Origin of the sequence: Pseudomonas sp. 2(2015), assembly GCF_000955865.1 — a bacterium.
Taxonomy (GTDB): domain Bacteria; phylum Pseudomonadota; class Gammaproteobacteria; order Pseudomonadales; family Pseudomonadaceae; genus Aquipseudomonas.
On the sequence record NZ_JYOF01000019.1, the window covers coordinates 53,878 to 73,885 of the forward strand.

Here is a 20,008-nt window from a genome sequence, read left to right on the forward strand (position 1 = left end):
CTTGGGTTTGACCGGTGCGCTGGGTATGCTGGCGCCAACTGTATGAGGAGCGAATTCGTGAAAGCGTGGATCTTGATGGTACTGGCGCTGATGCTGCCGATGGCGGCCATGGCCGAGGAAGCCAAGGAAGGGGAACCGAAGGTCTCCTACATTTCCCTGAGCCCGCCTTTTGTGGGCAACTACGCCCTTGATGGCGGGCCGAAGCTGCGCGTGTACAAGGCCGACGTGGCCCTGCGGGTCAACAGCGATGCCGCCGCCGCAGCGGTAAAGCATCATGAGCCGCTGATCCGCAACCAGCTGGTGGCGCTGTTCACCCAGCAGAACCTGGAGGCCATGAGTAACGTCGAGGCCAAGGAAAAACTGCGTCAGGAAGCCCTGAAGCAGGTCCAGCAGGTGCTCGAATCCGAAGAAGGCAAGCCGACCGTCGACGACCTGCTGTTCAACAACCTGATCGTCCAGTAATCACGAGGTCAGGCTGCGGCGAAAACGCGCCAGGGCAATAGCGAAGAAGGCCAGGCCAATGGCGGCGAGCGCCGCGATGTCTGGCCAGACCACTGCCAGCCCGGCGTCACGGAACAGGATCGCCGCGCTGAGGCTGACGAAGTGGGTCGAGGGCGAGCCCTGCATGACCCACTGCAGCCATTGCGGCATGCTGTCCAGCGGCGTGCTGCCGCCTGACAGCAACAGCATCGGGATGATCACCGGAATCGCCAGCAGGCCGAATTGCGGGGTTGAGCGCGCCAGGGTGGCGAGGAAGATCCCCAATGCGGTGCTGGCGAACAGGTACAGCGCCGTCACCGCCAGGAACAACCCCAACGATCCCGCCAGCGGTACCCCCAGCGCGCCCTTGACGATCACCTCAAGCGATACCCAGGTGCACAGCACCACCACCAGGGCGTTGCTGGCGATCTTCGCCAGCATGATTTCCAGCGCGGTCAGCGGCAGCACCAGCAGGTGGTCGAGGGTGCCGTGCTCGCGCTCGCGCAGCAGTGCCGTGCCGGTGAGGATGATGGCCAGGATGGTGATGTTGTTGACGATCTGGATCACCGCCAGAAACCAGCCGCCCTCAAGGTTGGGGTTGAACAACGCCCGGGCACTGAGCAGCGCCGGGCTGCCGGCGGTAGCCGAGCCCTGCTTGGCATAGTCGAGCAGCTCGCGCTCGACGATCCTGCCGATGTAACCGGCGCCCATGAACGCCTGGCTCATGGCCGTGGCGTCGACGTTGACTTGCAGCTCGGGCGAGCGCCCGGCCAGCAGGTCGGTCTGGAAGTTCACCGGTACGTTGATCACGAAGGTGTAGCGGCCGCTGTCCAGGGCCTGGTCGAGCTGGTCGTAGGGCAACGGCACGGCGTGCTGGAATTCCGGTGGTTGCAGGGCCTCGGCGAGCTTGCGCGAGACCAGGCTGTGGTCTTCGTCGATGATCGCCACGCTGGCGTTGTGCACGCCGATCACCGAGCCTGCGGCCGGCATGTAGATCGCCACGCTGAAGGCGTACAGCAGGAACAACAGCAGCACGCTGTCGTGGCGCAGGCTGGTCAGCTCCTTGAGCCCCAGGCGCAGGGTATGTGCCAGACGATGCATCAGACCTCCTGCTTCTTCAGCATGGCCAGACTCAGGCCAGTGAAACCGACAAAGAAGCCCAGCAGCGCCAGGCACTGGGGCCAGAGTTCGCGTAGGTCCAGGGCTTTGGTAAAGGTGCCGACGGCGATATCGAGAAAGTAACCGGCCGGGAACAACTGGCCCATCAAGGCCGCCGCGCCATCGAGCGAGGAACGCGGCACGATCAGCCCGGAGAACTGGATGGTCGGCAGGCTGGTGATGATCATGGTGCCGAGGATCGCGGCGATCTGCGTGCGGGTGAACGCCGAGATCAGCAGGCCCAGGCTGGTGGTCGCCAGCAGGTAGAGCACGCCGCCGCAGGCCAGGGCCAGGGCGCTGCCCTTGAACGGCACGCCGAACAGCCAGCGGTTCATTGCTACCAGTAGCGTCAGGTTGACCAGGCTTACCGCCAGGTAGGGCGCCTGTTTGCCGAGCAGGAACTCCAGGCGGGTCAGGGGCGTGGCATAGAAGTTGGTGATCGAGCCCAGCTCTTTTTCGCGCACGATGCCCAGTGCGGTGAGCATTGCCGGAATGAACGCCAGGATCAGCGCCATGACCCCGGGGCCGATGGCGTTGACGCTGACCACGTCCTGGTTGTAGCGAAAACGGGTTTCCAGGCGCACCGGAGTTTGCCCGGGCTGGGCCTTGCTGCTCAGCGCCGTCAGTTGCTCAAGGTTGGCCTGGTGCACGGCTTCGACATAGTTGCGGCTGGTTTCGGCGCGAAACGGCATGCCGCCATCCAGCCAGGCCGCCACTACGGGTTGGCGCCCGGCGTGCAGATCGCGACCAAAACCTGGTGGAATCTCCAGGGCCAGCTTGATTTCCGAGCGCTGCAGGCGTTTGTGTAACTGTGCGGCATCGCGAATCGGCGTCTGTTCGGCGAAGTAGCGCGAGCCGCGGAAGGCTTCAAGATAAGCGCGGCTTTGCGGGCTCTGGTCCTGGTCATAAACGGCGAAAGCGAGGTTTTCCACGTCCAGGGAGATGCCGTAGCCGAAGATCACCATCATGAACAGCGCGCCAAGCAGGGCGAACGCCAGGCGCACTTTGTCGCGCAGCAGTTCCTTGCCTTCGCGGGTGGCGACGGCGACCAGGCGCTTGAGGCTGAAGCCATGGCGCAGGGGTTGCGTTGCTGTATTGGCCGGGCTGTCGAACTGGGTTGGGGCCGTTGGCGCTTCGCTGGCGCCCTGGGCCTGTTCCAGGCAGGTGACGAAGGCATCTTCCAGGGTTTCACCGCCGAACTGCTGCTGCAGCGCCGCCGGGGTGTCGCAGGCCAGGACCTTGCCGGCATGCATCAGGGAGATCCGGTCGCAGCGCAGGGCTTCATTCATGAAATGAGTAGAGAGGAAGATCGTCACCCCCTGATCGCGCGACAGCTCGATCAGCAGGCGCCAGAAGTCGTCGCGCGCTGCCGGGTCCACACCTGAGGTGGGCTCGTCGAGGATCAGCACTTCCGGACGGTGCAGTACCGCCACTGCCAGCGACAGGCGCTGGCGCAAACCCAGGGGCAGGGCGCCGGACTGCTGGTCGGCGATGGCGCCCAGATCGAAACGCTCGATCAGCTCGGCGATGCGCGGGCCGCTGTCGGCCTTGGGCAGGTCGAACAGCCGCGCATGCAGTTCAAGGTTCTGCCGCACGCTGAGTTCGCCATACAGCGAGAAGCTTTGGGACATGAAGCCAACGCGCTTGCGCGTGGCCAGGTCCTTGGCGTTCACCGGGCGACCGAGCAGGGTGGCGCTGCCCTCGCTGGCCGGCATCAGCCCGGTGAGCACCTTCATGGTGGTGGTCTTGCCGCAGCCGTTGGAGCCGAGAAAACCGAAAATCTCGCCACGGCCGATGGCGAAGCTGACCTTGTTCACGGCGGTGAAGTCGCCGAAGCGCAAGGTCAGTTCATGGGCTTCGATGGCGATTTCGGCATTGCTACTATCGCGCGGCGGGATCACCAGGGGCTGCTGGCTGCGCTGGCTGTCGCCCTGGTAATGAGTGAAGGCGTCATCGAGCTTGTGGCTGGCGGTGGCTGCGGCCAGCTCTTCGCTCAAGCCTGCGGCAATCAGCCGGCCACGATCGAGCATCAGACAGTGTTCGAACTGTTCGGCCTCTTCCATGTAGGCCGTGGCGACCAGCAGGGTCAGTTGCGGGCGTTCCTGGCGCACCTGCTCGACCAGCTCCCAGAAGCGCCGGCGCGACAGCGGGTCGACGCCAGTGGTGGGTTCGTCGAGGATCAGCAGGTCCGGTTCGTGGATCAGCGCACAGCACAGGCCGAGCTTCTGCTTCATGCCGCCCGACAACTTGCCCGCCGGGCGTTCGGCAAAGCGCAGCAGGTCGGTGGCCAGCAGCAGGTTGTGCATGCGCTGCTCGCACTCCGTGGCGCCAAGGCCGAACAGGGTGGCGAAGAAGCGGATGTTCTCGCTGATCGACAGCTCGGGGTAAAGGTTGCCGCCCAACCCCTGGGGCATGAAGGCGATGCGCGGGTAGAGGCTGTTGCGATGGCGGCGCTGGCGGATCGAGCCGCCAAGCACCTGCAGTTCGCCACTTTGCAGCTTCTTCACCCCGGCGATCAGCCCGAGCAGGCTCGACTTGCCGGCGCCGTCCGGGCCGATCAGGCCGCAGCGAGTGCCGGCCGGCAGGCTGAAGGCAATGTCCTGCAGGGCGCTCAGGCCACCGTAGCGGTGGTTGATGCCCTCGGCGTGCAGCGCCAGCGCGCTCATTGCAGGTTGGCCGGCCAGTCCACATCAGCGGTGCGCACATAGCCTGCGCCCGGCATGCCGGGTTTGGCCTGGGGCACGGCGCTTGGTTCGGTCAGGCGCAGCTTGACCCGGAACACCAGCTTCTGGCGCTCGTCACGGGTCTCCACTTGCTTGGGGGTGAACTGCGCCTTGGCCGCGACGAAGGCGATCTTCGCCGGCAAGGCCCGGTCGGGCAGGGCGTCGAGGACGATGCGCGCCTGGTCGCCGACGGTCAGGCGGCCGGTGGTGGAGGCGGGCAGGTAGAGGTTCATGTACTGGTCGCTGGGGTCGATCAGCATCAGCACGCGGCCGCCGGCGCCGAGCACTTCACCTGGCTCGGCCAGGCGCAGCTGGATCACGCCGTTGATTGGCGCGCGCAGGCTGCTGTCGTCGATTTCGCTGGTCAGCTGTGCCACCTGGGCTTCAGCGGCGCCGATGGCGGCCTTGATTGCCGCCAGTTGCGCGCGGGCGGCGACCACGGCGGAGTTGCTGGTGTCGGAGCGGGCCTGCTGCTGGTCGAGCAGCTGCTGGCTGGCATATTTGCGCTGGAAGATCTCGCGGACGCGCTTGAGCTCCTGGCTGGCCAGCAGTTGTTCGCTCTGGCGCAATTGCACCGTGGCCTGGGCGGCGGAGTAGTTTTCCCGGGCGCGTAGCACTTCGGCTTCGGCCTGGCTGCGCTGGGCTTCGAGGGTGCGGGTGTCGATGCGGGCGAGCAACTGGCCCTGCTCGACCGTATCGCCTTCGTCGACCAGCACCTCGGCCAGGCGTCCGGGGATCTTGCTGGCGATTTGCACTTCGGTGGCTTCGAGCCTGCCGTTGCCCATGCTCAGGCCTTCGGGCAGGCGGTCATGCAGGGACTTCCAGTAGCCCAGGCCACCCGCGGCCAGGAGCAGGGCGATCAAGGCACCGGCGAAGAATTTCGGGGCGTGTTGGCTCATCGACATGGTTGGGCAATCCTTGCTGCATTAACGTCAAATTGTGACGCCGCACCGGTCCTGGTGCGTTGATGTTCGTCAAATGAGCGGCCATCCTACCCTGTTTAACGCAGTGCGAGTACCGCTGCCCACTGTTCGGCGGTCACCGGCATCACTGAAAGGCGGCTGCCTTTCTGTACCAGCGCCAGTTCGGCAAGGGCGGTTTGCTGCTTGAGGTAGCCCAGTTGCAGGACCTTGTCGAAGGTTTCGACATGGGCGACATCCACAGCGCTCCAGGGGTTCTTGGCGTCGTTGGCCTTGGCGTCGAAGTAGTGGCTTTGCGGGTCGAGTGCAGTGGGGTCGGGATAGGCTGCGGCACTGATGCGGGCAATGCCGGCAATGCCCGGCTCCGGGCAACTGGAGTGGTAGAAGAAGAACTGGTCACCGACTGCCATGGCCCGCAAGAAATTGCGCGCCTGGTAGTTGCGCACGCCATCCCAGCGCGCTTCGCCCAGCCGCGCGAGGTCCTTGATCGAGAGTTCGTCGGGCTCGGATTTCATCAGCCAGTAGGCCATGGGTGGTGCTCCAGACAATGTTTGAAATAACCTGTTTCAGGAAACCGACGGTCGGTTGGCGTCAACGTTTGCGTGTCGCCTCAGGTTGTCGGAGAATGCGCGCATTTTAAGCTTGACGCTGCTGCAACAACAAAAACGTTGCTGACAACGTGATCAGTTTGCCTGAGGGGGGCAATCGATGAATCGCAAACCGGATTTGCTCTGGATTCTGGTGTTTCTGTTCGGTTTGGGTGTTGTCACTACCGGTTATGCGCAAAGCCTTTGGGAACGCAAACTCGACGCCCCTTACGAAATGCCGGTCAATCCGCAACAGCGTTGATAGCCAGGTACCAGCCACGGTCCGAGACCGTCCCCTGCAGCGGCACATCCCAGCTGGCTTGCGCCAGTCGTTCGACCTTCTGGCATTCATGCGCCAGGCCCAGCAGCAAGGGTTTTTTCCAGGCCTTGCGGCGGGCCTGATAGGCCAGGCTGCGGTCATAGAAACCGCCGCCCATGCCCAGCCGACCACCCACTTCATCAAAACCCACCAGCGGTAGCAGGATCAGGTCCAGCGCCCAGATCGGTCGTTGCCGGGCCAGGCTGATGTGCGGCTCGGGGATGCGAAAGCGGTTGCGCCGCAGCTTCTCGCCGGCTTCGATGCGCTGGAACACCATCTTGGTTTTTGGCCAGGCGTGCAGTACCGGCAGGTAGGTGCGTTTGCCGCGGCGCTGGGCTTCACGCATCAGCAGGCGCGGGTCGATCTCGCAATCATTGGGTAGGTACAGGGCGATGTGCCGGGCCCGGCGAAACAACGGATGCTGCGCCAGCTGACGGTACAGGCCACGGGCTGCCTGGCGCTGTTCGGCCGGCGTCAGGGCGCGGCGGGCATCGCGAAGCAGGCGGCGAAGTTGGGGGCGGGTCAGCGGCGCGGTGTCGGTCATGGCACGGGCGGTCCCAGAGAGGGCTGCCACCCGCCGGGTGACAGCTCGATTGCCCGCGCAGAAGGGCGGGCAAAGAATTCAGGCTCCCCGACGAACCGCTGTCGGTGTAGCCCTTGAACCCGAAAGTTCAAGGTGGAGATTGCAGGAGGCGTTAAGGCTTTCCGTCAAGCGGACATGCACACCGGCCCCACGTGCAACCCCCGTGGTTGTGCGTATCGGCTCAGGGACATGACCGACTGGCAAGCACTCCAGGGAGTGGCGCCAGTATACCGATACTCAACCCTTATTTGAATCTTGATCGTCGGCCAATGCCTGATCGACGCGTTCAAGCAGGTCGCGCACCTGTTCACGGTTGACGCCAGTGCCGGTCGCTTGCGGGCGTTCCTGGTTATGCAGCAGGTCGTGGGTAATGTTCAGCGCAGCCATCACGGCGATGCGGTCGGCACCGATGACTTTGCCGCTGCTGCGGATTTCGCGCATCTTGCCGTCCAGGTAGCGCGCGGCGCTGACCAGGTTGCTGCGTTCTTCCGGCGGACAGATGATCGAATATTCTTTGTCGAGAATCTGAACAGTGACGCTATTGCTTGAGCTCATGAGTCTTGCTCCAGGGCCTTGAGTCGCAAAATCATCGATTCGACCTTACGCCGGGCGATTTCATTTTTTTCGATGAGGTGGGCGCGCTCTTCGCGCCAGGATTTTTCCTGAGCTAATAAGAGTGCGTTTTGCCGTTTTAGTTGCTCGACCCGCTCAATCAGCAGTTCGAATCGGCCCATCAGCGCTTGCAGATCGTTCTCTTGCATTGGTTGCCACTCGATTCGGTCGTGCGGGTGGTTGCCCGGTTTATGCCCTGGCCGGCCCGGAGTTGGCCGCGTCGATGGTCTTGGCGCGCCTGCCGGTGCTAGGATACAAGGTCTTCATTCTAGTCATTGCGCCGTCTGGCGCCTAGTTGCCCATGCCCAATATCAATTCGCCGTACACCGCCTTCGCCACCTTGCTCAGCAGCAACGGGCATCCTGTTTCCCCTGCCGAACTGCACGGGCTGTTGCTCGGGCGCAGCTGCGCCGGTGCCGGCTTCGATGCCGATGCATGGTTGGCCGATGCTGCGCAACTGCTGGAAAGCGAACCGGCAGACAACGTTCGTAACGCCTTGATCGGCCTGCAAGAAATGGTCAAGGGCGAACTGACCAGCGACGATATCACTGTGGTGCTGTTGCTGCCGGGTGATGATGAGCCGCTGACCGAGCGTGCCACCGCCCTGGGTCAATGGTGCCAGGGCTTCATTGCCGGTTTCGGTTTGAATGCCGGTGGCAAGGACCTGAGCACCGAGGCCAAGGAAGTGCTGCAGGACCTGGTCGCGATCTCTCAGGTCCAGGACGCCCTGGAAGAGTCCGAAGACGGCGAAAACGACTATATGGAAGTCATGGAATACCTGCGCGTCGCCCCGCTGCTGCTCTACACCGAGTTGAAGCAGCCGGTCGAGCCTGCGGCCAAACCTTCGTTGCACTGATCAACCACGGACTGCCACTGCCCATGAGCCACATCCCCAAGTCGGAATACGCCCGTCGACGCAAGGCGCTGATGGCGCAGATGGAACCCAACAGCATCGCCATCCTGCCCGCCGCCGCGGTTGCCATCCGCAACCGCGACGTCGAGCACGTGTACCGCCAGGACAGCGACTTCCAGTACCTCAGCGGCTTCCCCGAGCCCGAGGCGGTGATCGCCCTGATCCCCGGCCGCGAGCACGGCGAGTACGTATTGTTCTGCCGCGAGCGCAATCCCGAGCGCGAGCTCTGGGACGGCCTGCGCGCTGGCCAGGAAGGGGCGATCCGCGATTTTGGCGCCGATGATGCTTTCCCCATCACCGATATCGACGACATCCTCCCCGGCCTGATCGAAGGTCGCGACCGGGTGTATTCGGCCATGGGCAGCAACGCCGAGTTCGACCGCCACTTGATGGAGTGGATCAACGTCATCCGCTCCAAAGCGCGCCTGGGTGCGCAGCCGCCGAACGAATTCGTTGCCCTGGATCATCTGCTGCACGACATGCGCCTGTATAAATCGGCGGCGGAAGTGAAAGTGATGCGCGAGGCCGCGGCGATTTCCGCCCGTGCCCACGTGCGGGCCATGCAAGCCTGCCGCGCCGGTCTGCGCGAATACAGCCTGGAAGCCGAGCTCGACTACGAGTTCCGCAAGGGCGGGGCGAAGATGCCGGCCTACGGCTCGATCGTCGCCGCCGGGCGCAACAGCTGCATCCTGCATTACCAGGAGAACGACGCGCCGCTCAAGGACGGCGACTTGGTGCTGATCGACGCCGGTTGCGAGATTGACTGCTACGCCAGCGACATCACCCGCACTTTCCCGGTCAGCGGGCGTTTTTCGCCGGAGCAGAAGGCCATCTACGAGCTGGTGCTCAAGGCCCAGGAAGCGGCCTTTGCGGTCATCGCCCCGGGCAAGCACTGGAATCACGCCCATGAGGCCACGGTGCAAGTGATTACCGAAGGCCTGGTGGAACTGGGCCTGCTCAAGGGCCAGGTGCACGAACTGATTGAAAGCGAAGCCTATCGGGCTTTCTACATGCACCGCGCCGGGCACTGGCTGGGCATGGATGTGCATGATGTCGGCGAGTACAAGGTCGGCGGCCAGTGGCGAGTGCTCGAGCCGGGCATGGCCCTGACTGTTGAACCTGGCATTTACATTGGTGCCGATAACCAGAGTGTCGCGAAAAAATGGCGTGGCATCGGTGTGCGAATCGAGGATGACGTAGTGGTAACCAAGCAGGGCTGTGAAATCCTGACCTCCGGCGTACCCAAGACGGTTGCCGAAATCGAAGCCTTGATGGCTGCTGCGCGCAGTGCCGCAGCATGAGCCGGGTCAACCTTGCGATCATTGGCGGCGGCCTGGTCGGCGCCAGCCTGGCCCTGGCCCTGCAAGCCGGGGCCAAGGCGCGTGGCTGGAAGATCCTGCTGATCGAACCGTTCGCCCCGGGTGACAGTTTCCAGCCGAGCTATGACGCCCGCTCTTCGGCGTTGTCTTTCGGTACCCGGCAAATCTACGAGCGTCTTGGCCTGTGGCAACAGATCAGCCGCCGCGCCGAGCCGATCCGTCAGATCCAGGTCTCCGACCGTGGCCGTTTTGGCGCCACCCGCCTGGACGCCCTGGAAGAAGGGGTACCGGCGCTCGGCTACGTGGTCGAGAACGCCTGGCTTGGCCAGTGCCTGTGGCAGGGCCTGGACGCTGAGGTGGTGAGCTGGCGCTGCCCGGCGGAGGTCACCGCCCTGCAGCCGCTGGAAGACGGTTACCGGCTGTCGCTCAACGACGACACCACGCTTGAATGCGACCTGGCGGTACTGGCCGATGGTGGCCGTTCCGGCCTGCGCGAGCAACTGGGTATTCATGTCAGCCAGCGGCCGTACAACCAGAGCGCCCTTATCGCCAATATCACCCCGAGCGAAGCCCACTGCGGCCAGGCTTTCGAGCGCTTTACCGACGAAGGGCCGATGGCCTTGCTGCCATTGCCGGAGAACCGCTGCGCGCTGGTCTGGACCCGCGCCGGTATGGACGCCAAGCGCCTGGCCGAGCTGGACGAGCGCAGCTTTCTCAGCGAGCTGCAGGATGTGTTTGGCTACCGCCTCGGTGCGCTGCGCCAGGTCGGCGCCCGGCACCTGTATCCGTTGTCGCTGGTTGAGGCCCAGGAGCAGGTCCGCCCGCACCTGGTGGTCCTCGGCAACGCAGCGCACAGTCTGCACCCGATTGCCGGCCAGGGCTTCAATCTGTCGCTGCGCGATGTGCAGTCGCTGGCCGACGGCTTGCTGGCCAGCCCTGGAGTGCCGGGTGACTTTGCCACCCTGCAGGCTTACCGCGAGCGCCAGCGCCTGGACCAGGACCTGACCGTGGGCTTCTCCGACCGCGTCACCCGTTTGTTCGGCAGCGCCCAACCCTTGGTGGCTACCGGCCGCAACCTGGGCCTGCTCGGCCTCGACCTGCTGCCCCCGGCCAAGCGCTGGTTCGCCCGCCAGGCCATGGGCCTGGGGACTCGCCCGGACCCACGGAGCTGAGCATGAGCGACCCGCGCAAACTGGCCCGGCGCGCGCGCAGGTTGCGCTGGCTGCTGAACATTTACCCGCCGTACCTGGGCGCGGGCATTCGCGTGCTCAGCGTCAGCCCGGATCTGCGCCATATCCGCGTGCGCATGGGCTTGCGCTGGTTCAACCGCAACTATGTCGGCACCCAGTTCGGCGGCAGCCTGTATTCGATGGTCGATCCGTTCTACATGCTGATGCTGATGGAGCTGCTCGGGCGTGAGTACATCGTCTGGGACAAGGCCGCCAGCATCGATTTCGTGTCGCCGGGCAAGGGCCCGGTGTTCGCCGACCTGCGCATCGACGATGCCCTGCTCGACGACATCCGCCAGCACACCGCCGGCGGCAAAAAGTACCTGCCACGACTTCAGGTCGATATCCGCGACGCCGCCGGTGAACTGGTGGCGCGGGTCGACAAAACCCTTTACGTGCGGCTCAAGCCGCAAGCGAGACAGGCTTAAGGCATGGAAATGCGCGCAGATCTGTTGATTGTCGGTGCCGGTATGGTCGGCAGCGCCCTGGCCCTGGCGTTGCAGCACAGCGGCCTGGAAATTCTCTTGCTCGACGGCAGCCCCTTGTCGATCAAACCCTTCGACCAGCAGTCGGCGTTTGAGCCGCGGGTCAGCGCCTTGTCGGCGGCCAGCCAGCGCATTCTCGAACGCCTGGGCGCCTGGCAGGGAGTCAGCGAGCGACGCCTGAGCCCCTACTCAGACATGCACGTGTGGGATGGCAGCGGCACCGGCCAGATCCACTTCTCGGCGGCCAGCGTGCACGCCGAAGTGCTTGGCCATATCGTCGAGAACCGGGTAGTGCAGGATGGCCTGCTGGAGCGTCTGCACGACAGCGAAATCGGCCTGCTGGCCAATGCCCGCCTGGAGCAGATGCGCCGCTCCGGCGACGACTGGCTGCTGACCCTGGCCGACGGCCGTACCCTGCGTGCGCCGCTGGTGATTGCCGCCGACGGCGCCAACTCGGCGGTACGCCGCCTGACTGGCTGCGAGACCCGCGAGTGGGATTATCTGCACCACGCCATTGTCACCAGCGTGCGCTGCGCCCGGCCGCATCAGGCGACCGCCTGGCAGCGCTTTACCGACGAGGGGCCGCTGGCGTTCCTGCCGCTGCTGCGCGATGGTCAGCAGGACTGGTGCTCGATCGTCTGGTCGACCACGCCCGAGCAGGCTGAACACTTGATGGCCTTGAGCGACGAGGCGTTCTGCGCCGAGCTTGAGCGCGCCTTCGAAGGGCGCCTGGGCGGCGTCTTGCAGGCCGACCCACGGGTTTGCGTGCCGCTGCGCCAGCGTCACGCCAAGCGTTATGTGGCCGAAGGCCTGGCGCTGATCGGCGATGCCGCGCACACCATCCACCCGCTGGCCGGGCAGGGCGTCAACCTCGGTTTCCTTGATGCCGCGGTACTGGCCGAAGAGCTGCTGCATGCCTACGAGCGTGGCGAGCGCCTGGCTGATATTCGCGTGCTGAGCCGTTTCGAGCGCCGACGCATGCCGCACAACCTGGCCTTGATGGCGGCGATGGAAGGCTTCGAGCGCTTGTTCCAGGCCGATCCACTGCCGTTGCGCTGGTTGCGCAACAGCGGCCTGAAATGGATCGAGCAATTGCCGCAAGCCAAGGCCCTGTTTGTGCGCCAGGCCCTGGGCTTGAGCGGTGACCTGCCGGAACTGGCGCGGGCCTGAGGGCCCCGCAACATCTGGTAACTCCTCCCTTGTGAGTTCGGTTGAGAAGGCAAATGGGATTAACTACCATTTGCGCCTCTCATGAATTCCGAGGACTGCACCATGTTGCCACGCAAGCACGTAATGGCCGCCCTGGCTCTGACCCTGTTCGGCACCGCCGCCCAGGCGGCGGACGAGGTGGTGGTGTATTCCTCGCGCATCGACGAGCTGATCAAACCGGTATTCGATGCCTACACCAAAGAAACCGGGGTGAAGATCAAGTTCATCACCGACAAGGAAGCGCCGCTGATGCAGCGGATCAAGGCCGAGGGCGAGAACGCCACCGCCGACCTGCTGCTCACCGTCGACGCCGGCAACCTCTGGCAGGCCGAGCAGATGGGCATCCTGCAGCCGATCAAGTCGGACGTCATCGACAAGAACATCCCCGCCCAGTACCGCGCCTCGTCCCACGACTGGACCGGCCTGAGCCTGCGCGCACGGACCATCGCCTACTCCACCGAGCGGGTCAAACCCGAAGAGCTGAGCACCTACGAGGCCCTGGCCGACAAAAACTGGGAAGGTCGCCTGTGCCTGCGTACGGCGAAGAAGGTCTACAACCAGTCGCTGACCGCTACCCTGATCGAAACCCATGGCGAGCAAAAAACCGAAGAGATCATCAAGGGCTGGGTCAACAACCTGTCCACCGATGTATTCTCCGACGACACCGCCTTGCTCCAGGCGATCAACGCCGGCCAGTGCGACGTCGGCATCGTCAACACCTACTACTACGGCCGCCTGCACAAGGAAAACCCCAAGCTGGCAGTCAAGCTGTTCTGGCCCAACCAGGCTGACCGTGGCGTGCACGTCAACCTCTCGGGTATCGGCCTGACCAAATATGCGCCGCACCCTGAGGCGGCGAAGAAGCTGGTCGAATGGATGACCGGTGCCGAAGCGCAGAAAATCTTCGCCGGCGTGAACCAGGAGTTCCCGGCCAACCCGGCCGTGGCGCCATCTGAAGAAGTGGCTGCCTGGGGCACCTTCAAGGCCGACAGCATTGCTGTGGAAGTGGCCGGCAAACGCCAGGCCGAAGCCATCCGCCTGATGGATCGGGCTGGCTGGAACTAAGCGCCAGGCTTTATCCTTGCGGGGCCCTATCGGGCCCCAATCGCTGGCAAGCCAGCTCCCACAGGGATAGCGGTTCTCTCTTTTCACTGTGGGAGCTGGCTTGCCAGCGATCGACCGCAACGCGGTCGCAATCATTCCCATAGAGATTTCACTTTTGGCCCACCCCGCCCAACGCCGCTGGTACCCCCTGGTCTTCATCATCGCCGCCCTGGTGCTGCTGCCGCTGAGCGTGCTGTTGTTGTCCTGGCAGTCGGTCGACCTGCAGATCTGGTCGCACCTGCTCGATACCCAGATGAGCCGCCTGCTGGGCAACACCCTGACGCTGATCCTCGGTGTCGGCATTGGTGTGACGGTGCTGGGCGTGAGCCTGGCCTGGCTCACCAGCCTGTGCGAGTTCCCCGGGCGGCGCTGGCTCGACTGGGCCTTGATGCTACCGTTCGCGATTCCGGCCTATGTGCTGGCGTTCGTGTTTGTCGGCCTGCTGGATTTCGCCGGGCCGGTGCAAAGCTTGTTGCGCGAATGGTTCGGGCCCTTGCGCCTGCCGCGGGTGCGTTCTACCGGCGGGGTCATCACCGTGCTGGTGTTGGTGTTCTACCCCTACGTCTACCTGCTGGCCCGTAACGCCTTCCTGGCCCAGGGCAAGGGCCTGATGGAAGCGGCGCGGGTTCTGGGTCTGTCGCCGCTGCAGGCATTCTGGCGGGTTGCCATGCCCATGGCGCGGCCGGCCATCGGTGCCGGGGTGGCCCTGGCATTGATGGAAACCCTGGCGGATTTTGGCGCGGTGTCAGTGTTCAACTTCGACACCTTCACTACCGCCATCTACAAGACCTGGTATGGCTTCTTCAGCCTCTCAAGCGCCGCGCAACTGGCCAGCCTGCTGTTGCTGGCGGTGATGCTGGTGCTGTACGGCGAGCGCCGGGCTCGTGGCGCGGTGCGCAGCAGCAACGAACGCCCGCGCGGCCAGGCCTTGTATCACTTGCGGGGCATCAAGGCCCTGGCCGCCAGCAGCTGGTGCCTGCTGGTGTTCGCCTGTGCCTTCGTGGTGCCGATGCTGCAGTTGCTGGTGTGGTTCTGGCAGCGCGGGCGTTTCGACCTCGACGAGCGCTATGCCGGGCTGATCCTGCATACCCTGTACCTGGGCGCCATGGCGGCACTGATTACTGTGTGTGTTGCCCTGATGCTGGCGTTTGCCCGGCGCCAGGCGCCGACCTCGACCATCCGCGCCGGCGTCGGCCTGGCCAACCTGGGCTATGCCTTGCCCGGCTCGGTGCTGGCAGTGTCGATCATGCTGGCCTTCAGTTACCTTGATAACCACTTGGTGGTGCCGCTGTCCGGCTGGCTCGGTGGTGCCGGCAAGCCGTTGCTGCTCGGCAGCCTGTCGGCCTTGTTGCTGGCGTATCTGGTGCGCTTTATCGCCGTGGCCTACGGCCCGCTGGAAAACAGCCTGGGACGGATTCGCCCGTCCTTGCCGGAAGCTTCGCGCAGCCTGGGGGTCAGTGGCCCGAGATTGTTTTTCAAGGTGTATCTACCCTTGCTGGTGCCCGGTGCCATGAGCGCGGCGCTGCTGGTATTCGTCGACGTGCTCAAGGAAATGCCGGCGACCTTGCTGATGCGCCCCTTTGGCTGGGATACCCTGGCGGTTCGGGTATTCGAGATGACCAGCGAAGGCGAATGGTCGCGGGCTTCGCTACCGGCGCTGACCCTGGTGCTGGTCGGCTTGCTGCCGGTCATCGGCCTGATTCGACGTTCGGCCCGCCACCCCGGTCAAACGCGCTGAGGGTGTAAGCCTGCTTGCTTGCAGCTACAATGCGCGGCATTCGCTGCGGCCGGTCCTACAGACCGGGTAGCTGCAACGCTGCCAGCCGCCGTAGCCTCGCCACGCCCGGAAGGAGAAACCCATGGGACAGCGTACGCCTCTTTATGACCTGCACTTGGCCCTCGGCGCCAAGATGGTCGATTTTGGCGGTTGGGATATGCCCCTGCATTACGGCTCGCAAGTCGAGGAACACCATCAGGTGCGCCAGGCCTGCGGGGTCTTCGATGTATCCCATATGACCGTGATCGATATCCGTGGCGCCCAGGCCGGTGCCTGGCTACAACAGGTGCTGGCCAATGATGTCGCGCGCCTGAACGCCACCGGCAAGGCCCTGTACAGCACCATGCTCAACGAGCAGGGCGGGGTGATCGACGACATGATCGTCTACCGCTGTGAAGACGGTTACCGCCTGGTGGTCAACGCCTCGACCCGCGACAAGGACCTGGCCTGGCTGCAGGCGCGGATGATCGGCTTCGAGGTCGAGCTGAGCGAGCGCCCGGAACTGGCCATCCTTGCCATCCAGGGCCCGCAGGCGCGAGAAAAGGTCGCGGAGCTGGTAACCGCTGCCCGCGCCGCTTTGATCCGTGAACTCAAGCCCTTCGAAGGCCTGGCCGATGGTGACTGGTTCATCGCCCGCACCGGTTATACCGGTGAGGATGGCCTGGAAATCATTTTCCCGGCGGTACAGGCCCCGGCGTTTTTCAACGACCTGGTCGGCGCCGGCATCGCCCCCAGCGGCCTTGGCGCCCGCGATACCCTGCGCCTGGAAGCGGGCATGAACCTGTATGGCCAGGACATCGACGAAGCCCACACGCCGCTGACCTCGAACCTGGGCTGGAGCATCGCCTGGGAGCCGGCAGCGCGTGACTTCATCGGTCGCAAGGGCCTGCTGGAAGAAATCGAGCATGGCGTCGAGCAGAAACTGGTCGGCCTGGTGCTCGAAGAGCGCGGGGTTTTACGCGCCCATCAGGTGGTCCGTGTCGCCGGGATTGGCGAAGGGGAGATCACCAGTGGTAGTTTCTCTCCTACGCTGAGCAAATCCATTGCCCTGGCGCGGGTGCCGATGGCCACCGCCGATCGTGCCGAGGTGGAGATTCGCGGCAAGTGGTACCCGGTGCGGGTGGTCAAGCCGACCTTCGTGCGCCATGGCAAGATCCTGATCTGAACCCAATTCTGGCGGGCCAACCGCTGACCCAATCGAGGACAACAATTATGAGCAATATCCCCGCCGACCTGCGTTTTGCCGAAAGCCACGAATGGGCCCGGCTGGAAGCCGATGGCTCTGTGACTGTCGGGATCAGCGACCATGCCCAGGAAGCCCTGGGTGACGTGGTGTTCGTCGAGCTGGCGGAAGTGGGCAAGGTCTTTGCCGCCGGCGATGCGGCGGGCGTGGTCGAGTCGGTCAAGGCCGCTTCCGATATCTACGCACCGGTCAGCGGTGAAGTGATCGCGGTAAACGAAGAGCTGGCCGATAGCCCCGAGTCGCTGAACAACGATCCGTACGCCAGCTGGATCTTCAAACTCAAGCCAAGCGACAAGGCCGAGCTGGATAAACTGCTCGACGCCGCCGGTTACAAAGCCGCCATCGGCGAATAGTTTCACGCAGGCGGCAATCTCTTCCTAGACTCAATATGCCTCGAGCGCTCGAGGCTTGGTCGAGGAAGAGAGAGCCGCTATGTCCCAGTCGCCGTCCCTGAGCCAACTGCACGACCGCAATCCTTTTCTGCGTCGCCACCTGGGCCCCGATGCCTCGGAGCAGCAGGCCATGCTCGCCACCCTCGGGGTTGGCAGCCGCCGCGAGCTGATCGAACAGACCGTGCCGCCGGGCATCCGCCTGAACCGGCCACTGGAGCTGCCTGAGGCCCTTGATGAACAGGCTGCCCTGGCCAGGCTCAAGGGCTACGCCGAGCAGAACCAGGTGTGGACCAGCCTGATCGGCATGGGCTATCACGGCACCATCACGCCAACCGTCATTTTGCGTAACGTCCTCGAAAACCCGGGCTGGTACACCGCCTATACCCCGTATCAACCGGAAATCGCCCAGGGCCGCCTGGAAGCCTTGCTCAATTTCCAGCAAATGATCATCGACCTCACCGGCCTGGACCTCGCCAACGCCTCGTTGCTCGACGAAGCCACTGCCGCGGCAGAAGCCATGGCTCTGGCCAAGCGCGTGGCCAAGTCGAAAAGCAATGCCTTCTTCGCCGATGAACACTGCCACCCGCAAACCCTCTCGGTGCTGCAGACCCGCGCCGAGGGCTTTGGTTTCGAACTGATCGTCGACGCTGTGGATAACCTCGCGAACTACCAGGTGTTCGGGGCCTTGCTGCAATACCCCGATACCCACGGCGAAGTGCGTGACTTGCGGCCGCTGATCACTCAGCTGCATGCCCAGCAGGCGCTGGCCTGCGTCGCTGCCGATCTGCTCAGCCTGGTGATGCTGATGCCGCCGGGTGAGCAGGGCGCCGACGTGGTACTGGGCTCCTCTCAGCGCTTCGGCGTGCCCATGGGCTTTGGTGGCCCGCATGCGGCGTACTTTGCCTGCCGGGACGAATTCAAGCGGGCCATGCCTGGGCGCATCATCGGCGTGTCCAAGGATGCCCGCGGCAACACCGCGTTGCGCATGGCGCTGCAAACCCGCGAACAGCATATCCGCCGCGAGAAGGCCAACTCCAACATCTGCACCGCCCAGGTGCTGCTGGCCAACATCGCCGCCTTCTATGCGGTGTACCACGGCCCGGAAGGCCTGCAGCGCATCGCCCAGCGCGTGCATGCGTTGACCTTCGTGTTGGCGGCGGGTCTGGAGAGCAAGGGCATCAAGCGCCTCAACGAGCACTTCTTCGACACCCTGACCCTGGAAGTCGGCGGCAGTCAGACGGCCATTATCGAAAGCGCCGAGGCGGCGCAGATCAACCTGCGGATTCTGGGTCGCGGGCAACTGGGCGTGAGCCTCGACGAGACCTGTGACGAAACCACGGTGATGCGCCTGTTCGATATCTTCCTGGGCGCCGACCACGGCCTGGATATCGCCGCGCTGGATGCTCTGGCGCAGCCCGAGGGCATTCCGTCGGCATTGGTGCGACGCTCGGCTTTTCTCAGCCACCCGGTGTTCAACCTGCACCACAGCGAAACCGAGATGCTGCGCTACCTCAAGCAGCTGGAGAACAAGGACCTGGCGCTGAACCAGTCGATGATCCCGCTGGGCTCGTGCACGATGAAACTCAATGCCAGCAGCGAGATGATCCCGATCACCTGGCCGGGTTTCGCCCTGCTGCACCCCTTTGCCCCGGCCGCGCAGGTGCAGGGCTACAAGGCGATGATCGACGAGCTGGAAAGCTGGCTGTGCGCGATCACCGGCTTCGATGCCATCTGCATGCAACCCAACTCCGGCGCTCAGGGCGAGTACGCCGGGCTGATGGCAATTGCCAAGTACCACCGCAGCCGTCATCAACCGCAACGTGATATCTGCCTGATCCCGGCCTCGGCCCATGGCACCAACCCGGCCTCGGCGCAGATGGCCGGGATGCAGGTGGTGATCGTCGAGTGCGACCAGGCCGGCAACGTCGACCTGGCCGACCTCAAAGCCAAGGCGCAGGCGGCTGGCGACAAGCTGTCGTGCCTGATGGCGACCTACCCATCGACCCATGGTGTGTACGAGGAAGGCATCAGCGAGATCTGCGAGGTTATCCACACGCACGGCGGCCAGGTGTACATGGACGGTGCCAACCTCAATGCCCAGGTCGGCCTGGCGCGGCCAGCGGATATCGGCGCCGACGTCTCGCACATGAACCTGCACAAGACCTTCTGCATCCCCCACGGCGGTGGCGGCCCGGGCATGGGCCCGATCGGTGTGCGCGCACACCTGGCGCCGTTTGTCGCCAGCCACCCGGTCATCCCGCTGCCTGGCCCCGACCCGCAGAACACCGCAGTCAGCGCCGCGCCCTGGGGCAGCGCGAGCATTTTGCCGATCAGCTGGATGTACATCGCCATGATGGGCCCGCAACTGGCCGATGCCAGCGAGGTGGCGATCCTCTCGGCCAACTACCTGGCCGAGCAATTGGGCGGCGCCTTCCCGGTGCTTTATCGCGGGCGCAACGAACGGGTGGCCCATGAATGCATCCTCGATCTGCGCCCGCTCAAGGCCTTGACCGGCATCACCGAGGAGGATGTGGCCAAGCGCTTGATGGATTACGGTTTCCACGCGCCGACCATGTCGTTCCCGGTGCCGGGCACCCTGATGGTCGAGCCGACCGAGAGCGAGTCGAAGGCCGAGCTGGATCGCTTTGTCGAGGCGATGCTGAGCATTCGCGCCGAGATCCGTGAAGTGCAGGAGGGTAACTGGCCGGCCGAAGACAACCCGCTCAAGCATGCGCCGCATACGCTGGAGGATGTGCTAGGGGTGTGGGAGCGGCCCTACAGCATTGCCCAGGGCGTGGCGCCCAGTGCCCATGCGCGGCAGCACAAGTATTGGCCGGCAGTGAATCGCGTCGACAATGTCTATGGCGACAGGAACCTGTTTTGCGCCTGTGTGCCGGTGGATGACTATCGTTGAAGCGCTATTGGTGTGGGAGGGGATTTATCCGCTCCCACAGC

General features: G+C 64.2%; 19 protein-coding genes and 1 other RNA gene. 12 read left to right on the top strand and 8 right to left on the bottom strand.

Annotated elements, in window-relative coordinates; all coding sequences use genetic code 11:
- Nucleotides 1-57 precede the first annotated feature (57 nt).
- Complete coding sequence (locus UB48_RS22200; RefSeq protein WP_045201057.1) at nucleotides 58-462, top strand: flagellar basal body-associated protein FliL; 405 nt, start codon at nucleotides 58-60, stop codon at nucleotides 460-462.
- Here UB48_RS22200 and UB48_RS22205 read toward each other — a convergent pair whose 3' ends face one another.
- The 4 genes from UB48_RS22205 to UB48_RS22220 all read right to left on the bottom strand — a co-directional run bounded on the left by UB48_RS22205 (nucleotide 463) and on the right by UB48_RS22220 (nucleotide 5,811).
- Nucleotides 463-1,581 (bottom strand): ABC transporter permease, encoded by a 1,119-nt coding sequence (locus UB48_RS22205; protein WP_045201059.1) that lies wholly within the window; start codon nucleotides 1,579-1,581, stop codon nucleotides 463-465.
- Nucleotides 1,581-4,304 carry a ribosome-associated ATPase/putative transporter RbbA gene (gene rbbA, locus UB48_RS22210; RefSeq protein ID WP_045201061.1) on the bottom strand — a complete coding sequence of 908 codons (2,724 nt, stop codon included), beginning with the start codon at nucleotides 4,302-4,304 and terminating at the stop codon, nucleotides 1,581-1,583. Before rbbA ends, UB48_RS22205 begins: the two co-directional genes overlap by 1 nt.
- Complete coding sequence (locus UB48_RS22215; protein ID WP_156160232.1) at nucleotides 4,301-5,260, bottom strand: HlyD family secretion protein; 960 nt, start codon at nucleotides 5,258-5,260, stop codon at nucleotides 4,301-4,303. The genes rbbA and UB48_RS22215 overlap by 4 nt, the downstream gene beginning before the upstream one ends.
- Nucleotides 5,261-5,361: 101 nt before the next feature.
- Nucleotides 5,362-5,811 (bottom strand): EVE domain-containing protein, encoded by a 450-nt coding sequence (locus UB48_RS22220; protein WP_045201065.1) that lies wholly within the window; start codon nucleotides 5,809-5,811, stop codon nucleotides 5,362-5,364.
- Between the two features lie 178 nt (nucleotides 5,812-5,989).
- Here UB48_RS22220 and UB48_RS28025 point away from each other — a divergent pair, with 178 nt between their 5' ends.
- Nucleotides 5,990-6,130, top strand: a complete 141-nt coding sequence (locus UB48_RS28025) for a hypothetical protein (RefSeq protein WP_165392175.1) — start codon at nucleotides 5,990-5,992, stop codon at nucleotides 6,128-6,130.
- Here the strand turns inward: UB48_RS28025 and UB48_RS22225 are convergent.
- The 4 genes from UB48_RS22225 to UB48_RS22235 form a co-directional block, all read right to left on the bottom strand.
- Complete coding sequence (locus UB48_RS22225) at nucleotides 6,111-6,731, bottom strand: 5-formyltetrahydrofolate cyclo-ligase (protein ID WP_045201067.1); 621 nt, start codon at nucleotides 6,729-6,731, stop codon at nucleotides 6,111-6,113. The genes UB48_RS28025 and UB48_RS22225 overlap by 20 nt on opposite strands.
- Before the next feature lie 80 nt (nucleotides 6,732-6,811).
- A non-coding RNA gene (gene ssrS, locus UB48_RS27470) (6S RNA) lies at nucleotides 6,812-6,989 on the bottom strand.
- An 18-nt stretch (nucleotides 6,990-7,007) separates the two neighbouring features.
- Nucleotides 7,008-7,325 carry a cell division protein ZapA gene (locus UB48_RS22230; protein ID WP_045201068.1) on the bottom strand — a complete coding sequence of 106 codons (318 nt, stop codon included), beginning with the start codon at nucleotides 7,323-7,325 and terminating at the stop codon, nucleotides 7,008-7,010.
- Nucleotides 7,322-7,531, bottom strand: coding sequence for a TIGR02449 family protein (locus UB48_RS22235; RefSeq protein ID WP_010221172.1), 210 nt, complete (start codon nucleotides 7,529-7,531; stop codon nucleotides 7,322-7,324). The genes UB48_RS22230 and UB48_RS22235 overlap by 4 nt, the downstream gene beginning before the upstream one ends.
- Nucleotides 7,532-7,683: 152 nt before the next feature.
- Between UB48_RS22235 and UB48_RS22240 the strand changes: the two genes are divergently transcribed.
- The 10 genes from UB48_RS22240 to gcvP all read left to right on the top strand — a co-directional run bounded on the left by UB48_RS22240 (nucleotide 7,684) and on the right by gcvP (nucleotide 19,967).
- A complete protein-coding gene (locus UB48_RS22240) occupies nucleotides 7,684-8,238 on the top strand; it encodes a YecA family protein (RefSeq protein WP_045201070.1) in 555 nt (184 codons plus the stop codon).
- 23 nt (nucleotides 8,239-8,261) lie between these two features.
- Nucleotides 8,262-9,596: a Xaa-Pro aminopeptidase gene (pepP, locus tag UB48_RS22245; protein ID WP_045201072.1), complete on the top strand. Its 1,335-nt coding sequence runs from the start codon at nucleotides 8,262-8,264 to the stop codon at nucleotides 9,594-9,596.
- Nucleotides 9,593-10,786 (top strand): 2-octaprenyl-6-methoxyphenyl hydroxylase, encoded by a 1,194-nt coding sequence (gene ubiH / locus UB48_RS22250; protein ID WP_045201074.1) that lies wholly within the window; start codon nucleotides 9,593-9,595, stop codon nucleotides 10,784-10,786. Before pepP ends, ubiH begins: the two co-directional genes overlap by 4 nt.
- A 2-nt stretch (nucleotides 10,787-10,788) precedes the next feature.
- Nucleotides 10,789-11,271, top strand: coding sequence for a DUF4442 domain-containing protein (locus tag UB48_RS22255; RefSeq protein WP_045201076.1), 483 nt, complete (start codon nucleotides 10,789-10,791; stop codon nucleotides 11,269-11,271).
- Nucleotides 11,272-11,280: 9 nt separating this feature from the next.
- The gene (locus tag UB48_RS22260) at nucleotides 11,281-12,498 is read left to right on the top strand and encodes a 2-octaprenyl-3-methyl-6-methoxy-1,4-benzoquinol hydroxylase (RefSeq protein ID WP_177329179.1); all 1,218 of its coding nucleotides are present in this window, start codon (nucleotides 11,281-11,283) and stop codon (nucleotides 12,496-12,498) included.
- 102 nt (nucleotides 12,499-12,600) lie between these two features.
- Nucleotides 12,601-13,602, top strand: coding sequence for an extracellular solute-binding protein (locus UB48_RS22265; protein WP_045201202.1), 1,002 nt, complete (start codon nucleotides 12,601-12,603; stop codon nucleotides 13,600-13,602).
- A 154-nt stretch (nucleotides 13,603-13,756) separates the two neighbouring features.
- The gene (locus UB48_RS22270; RefSeq protein WP_045201080.1) at nucleotides 13,757-15,379 is read left to right on the top strand and encodes an iron ABC transporter permease; all 1,623 of its coding nucleotides are present in this window, start codon (nucleotides 13,757-13,759) and stop codon (nucleotides 15,377-15,379) included.
- Nucleotides 15,380-15,500: 121 nt separating this feature from the next.
- Entirely contained in the window at nucleotides 15,501-16,583 is a 1,083-nt protein-coding gene (gcvT, locus tag UB48_RS22275; protein WP_045201083.1) for a glycine cleavage system aminomethyltransferase GcvT, read from the top strand.
- A 47-nt stretch (nucleotides 16,584-16,630) separates the two neighbouring features.
- Nucleotides 16,631-17,014, top strand: a complete 384-nt coding sequence (gcvH, locus tag UB48_RS22280; RefSeq protein WP_045201085.1) for a glycine cleavage system protein GcvH — start codon at nucleotides 16,631-16,633, stop codon at nucleotides 17,012-17,014.
- 79 nt (nucleotides 17,015-17,093) lie between these two features.
- Nucleotides 17,094-19,967, top strand: a complete 2,874-nt coding sequence (gcvP, locus tag UB48_RS22285) for an aminomethyl-transferring glycine dehydrogenase (RefSeq protein WP_045201087.1) — start codon at nucleotides 17,094-17,096, stop codon at nucleotides 19,965-19,967.
- Nucleotides 19,968-20,008: the final 41 nt, after the last annotated feature.

Coding starts and splice junctions, on each gene's coding strand:
- UB48_RS22205 (WP_045201059.1), bottom strand. CDS start 1,581: ATGCATCGTCTGGCACATACCCTGCGCCTGGGGCTCAAGGAGCTGACC.
- rbbA (WP_045201061.1), bottom strand. CDS start 4,304: ATGAGCGCGCTGGCGCTGCACGCCGAGGGCATCAACCACCGCTACGGT.
- UB48_RS22215 (WP_156160232.1), bottom strand. CDS start 5,260: ATGAGCCAACACGCCCCGAAATTCTTCGCCGGTGCCTTGATCGCCCTG.
- UB48_RS22220 (WP_045201065.1), bottom strand. CDS start 5,811: ATGGCCTACTGGCTGATGAAATCCGAGCCCGACGAACTCTCGATCAAG.
- UB48_RS28025 (WP_165392175.1), top strand. CDS start 5,990: ATGAATCGCAAACCGGATTTGCTCTGGATTCTGGTGTTTCTGTTCGGT.
- UB48_RS22225 (WP_045201067.1), bottom strand. CDS start 6,731: ATGACCGACACCGCGCCGCTGACCCGCCCCCAACTTCGCCGCCTGCTT.
- UB48_RS22230 (WP_045201068.1), bottom strand. CDS start 7,325: ATGAGCTCAAGCAATAGCGTCACTGTTCAGATTCTCGACAAAGAATAT.
- UB48_RS22235 (WP_010221172.1), bottom strand. CDS start 7,531: ATGCAAGAGAACGATCTGCAAGCGCTGATGGGCCGATTCGAACTGCTG.
- UB48_RS22240 (WP_045201070.1), top strand. CDS start 7,684: ATGCCCAATATCAATTCGCCGTACACCGCCTTCGCCACCTTGCTCAGC.
- pepP (WP_045201072.1), top strand. CDS start 8,262: ATGAGCCACATCCCCAAGTCGGAATACGCCCGTCGACGCAAGGCGCTG.
- ubiH (WP_045201074.1), top strand. CDS start 9,593: ATGAGCCGGGTCAACCTTGCGATCATTGGCGGCGGCCTGGTCGGCGCC.
- UB48_RS22255 (WP_045201076.1), top strand. CDS start 10,789: ATGAGCGACCCGCGCAAACTGGCCCGGCGCGCGCGCAGGTTGCGCTGG.
- UB48_RS22260 (WP_177329179.1), top strand. CDS start 11,281: ATGCGCGCAGATCTGTTGATTGTCGGTGCCGGTATGGTCGGCAGCGCC.
- UB48_RS22265 (WP_045201202.1), top strand. CDS start 12,601: ATGTTGCCACGCAAGCACGTAATGGCCGCCCTGGCTCTGACCCTGTTC.
- gcvT (WP_045201083.1), top strand. CDS start 15,501: ATGGGACAGCGTACGCCTCTTTATGACCTGCACTTGGCCCTCGGCGCC.
- gcvH (WP_045201085.1), top strand. CDS start 16,631: ATGAGCAATATCCCCGCCGACCTGCGTTTTGCCGAAAGCCACGAATGG.
- gcvP (WP_045201087.1), top strand. CDS start 17,094: ATGTCCCAGTCGCCGTCCCTGAGCCAACTGCACGACCGCAATCCTTTT.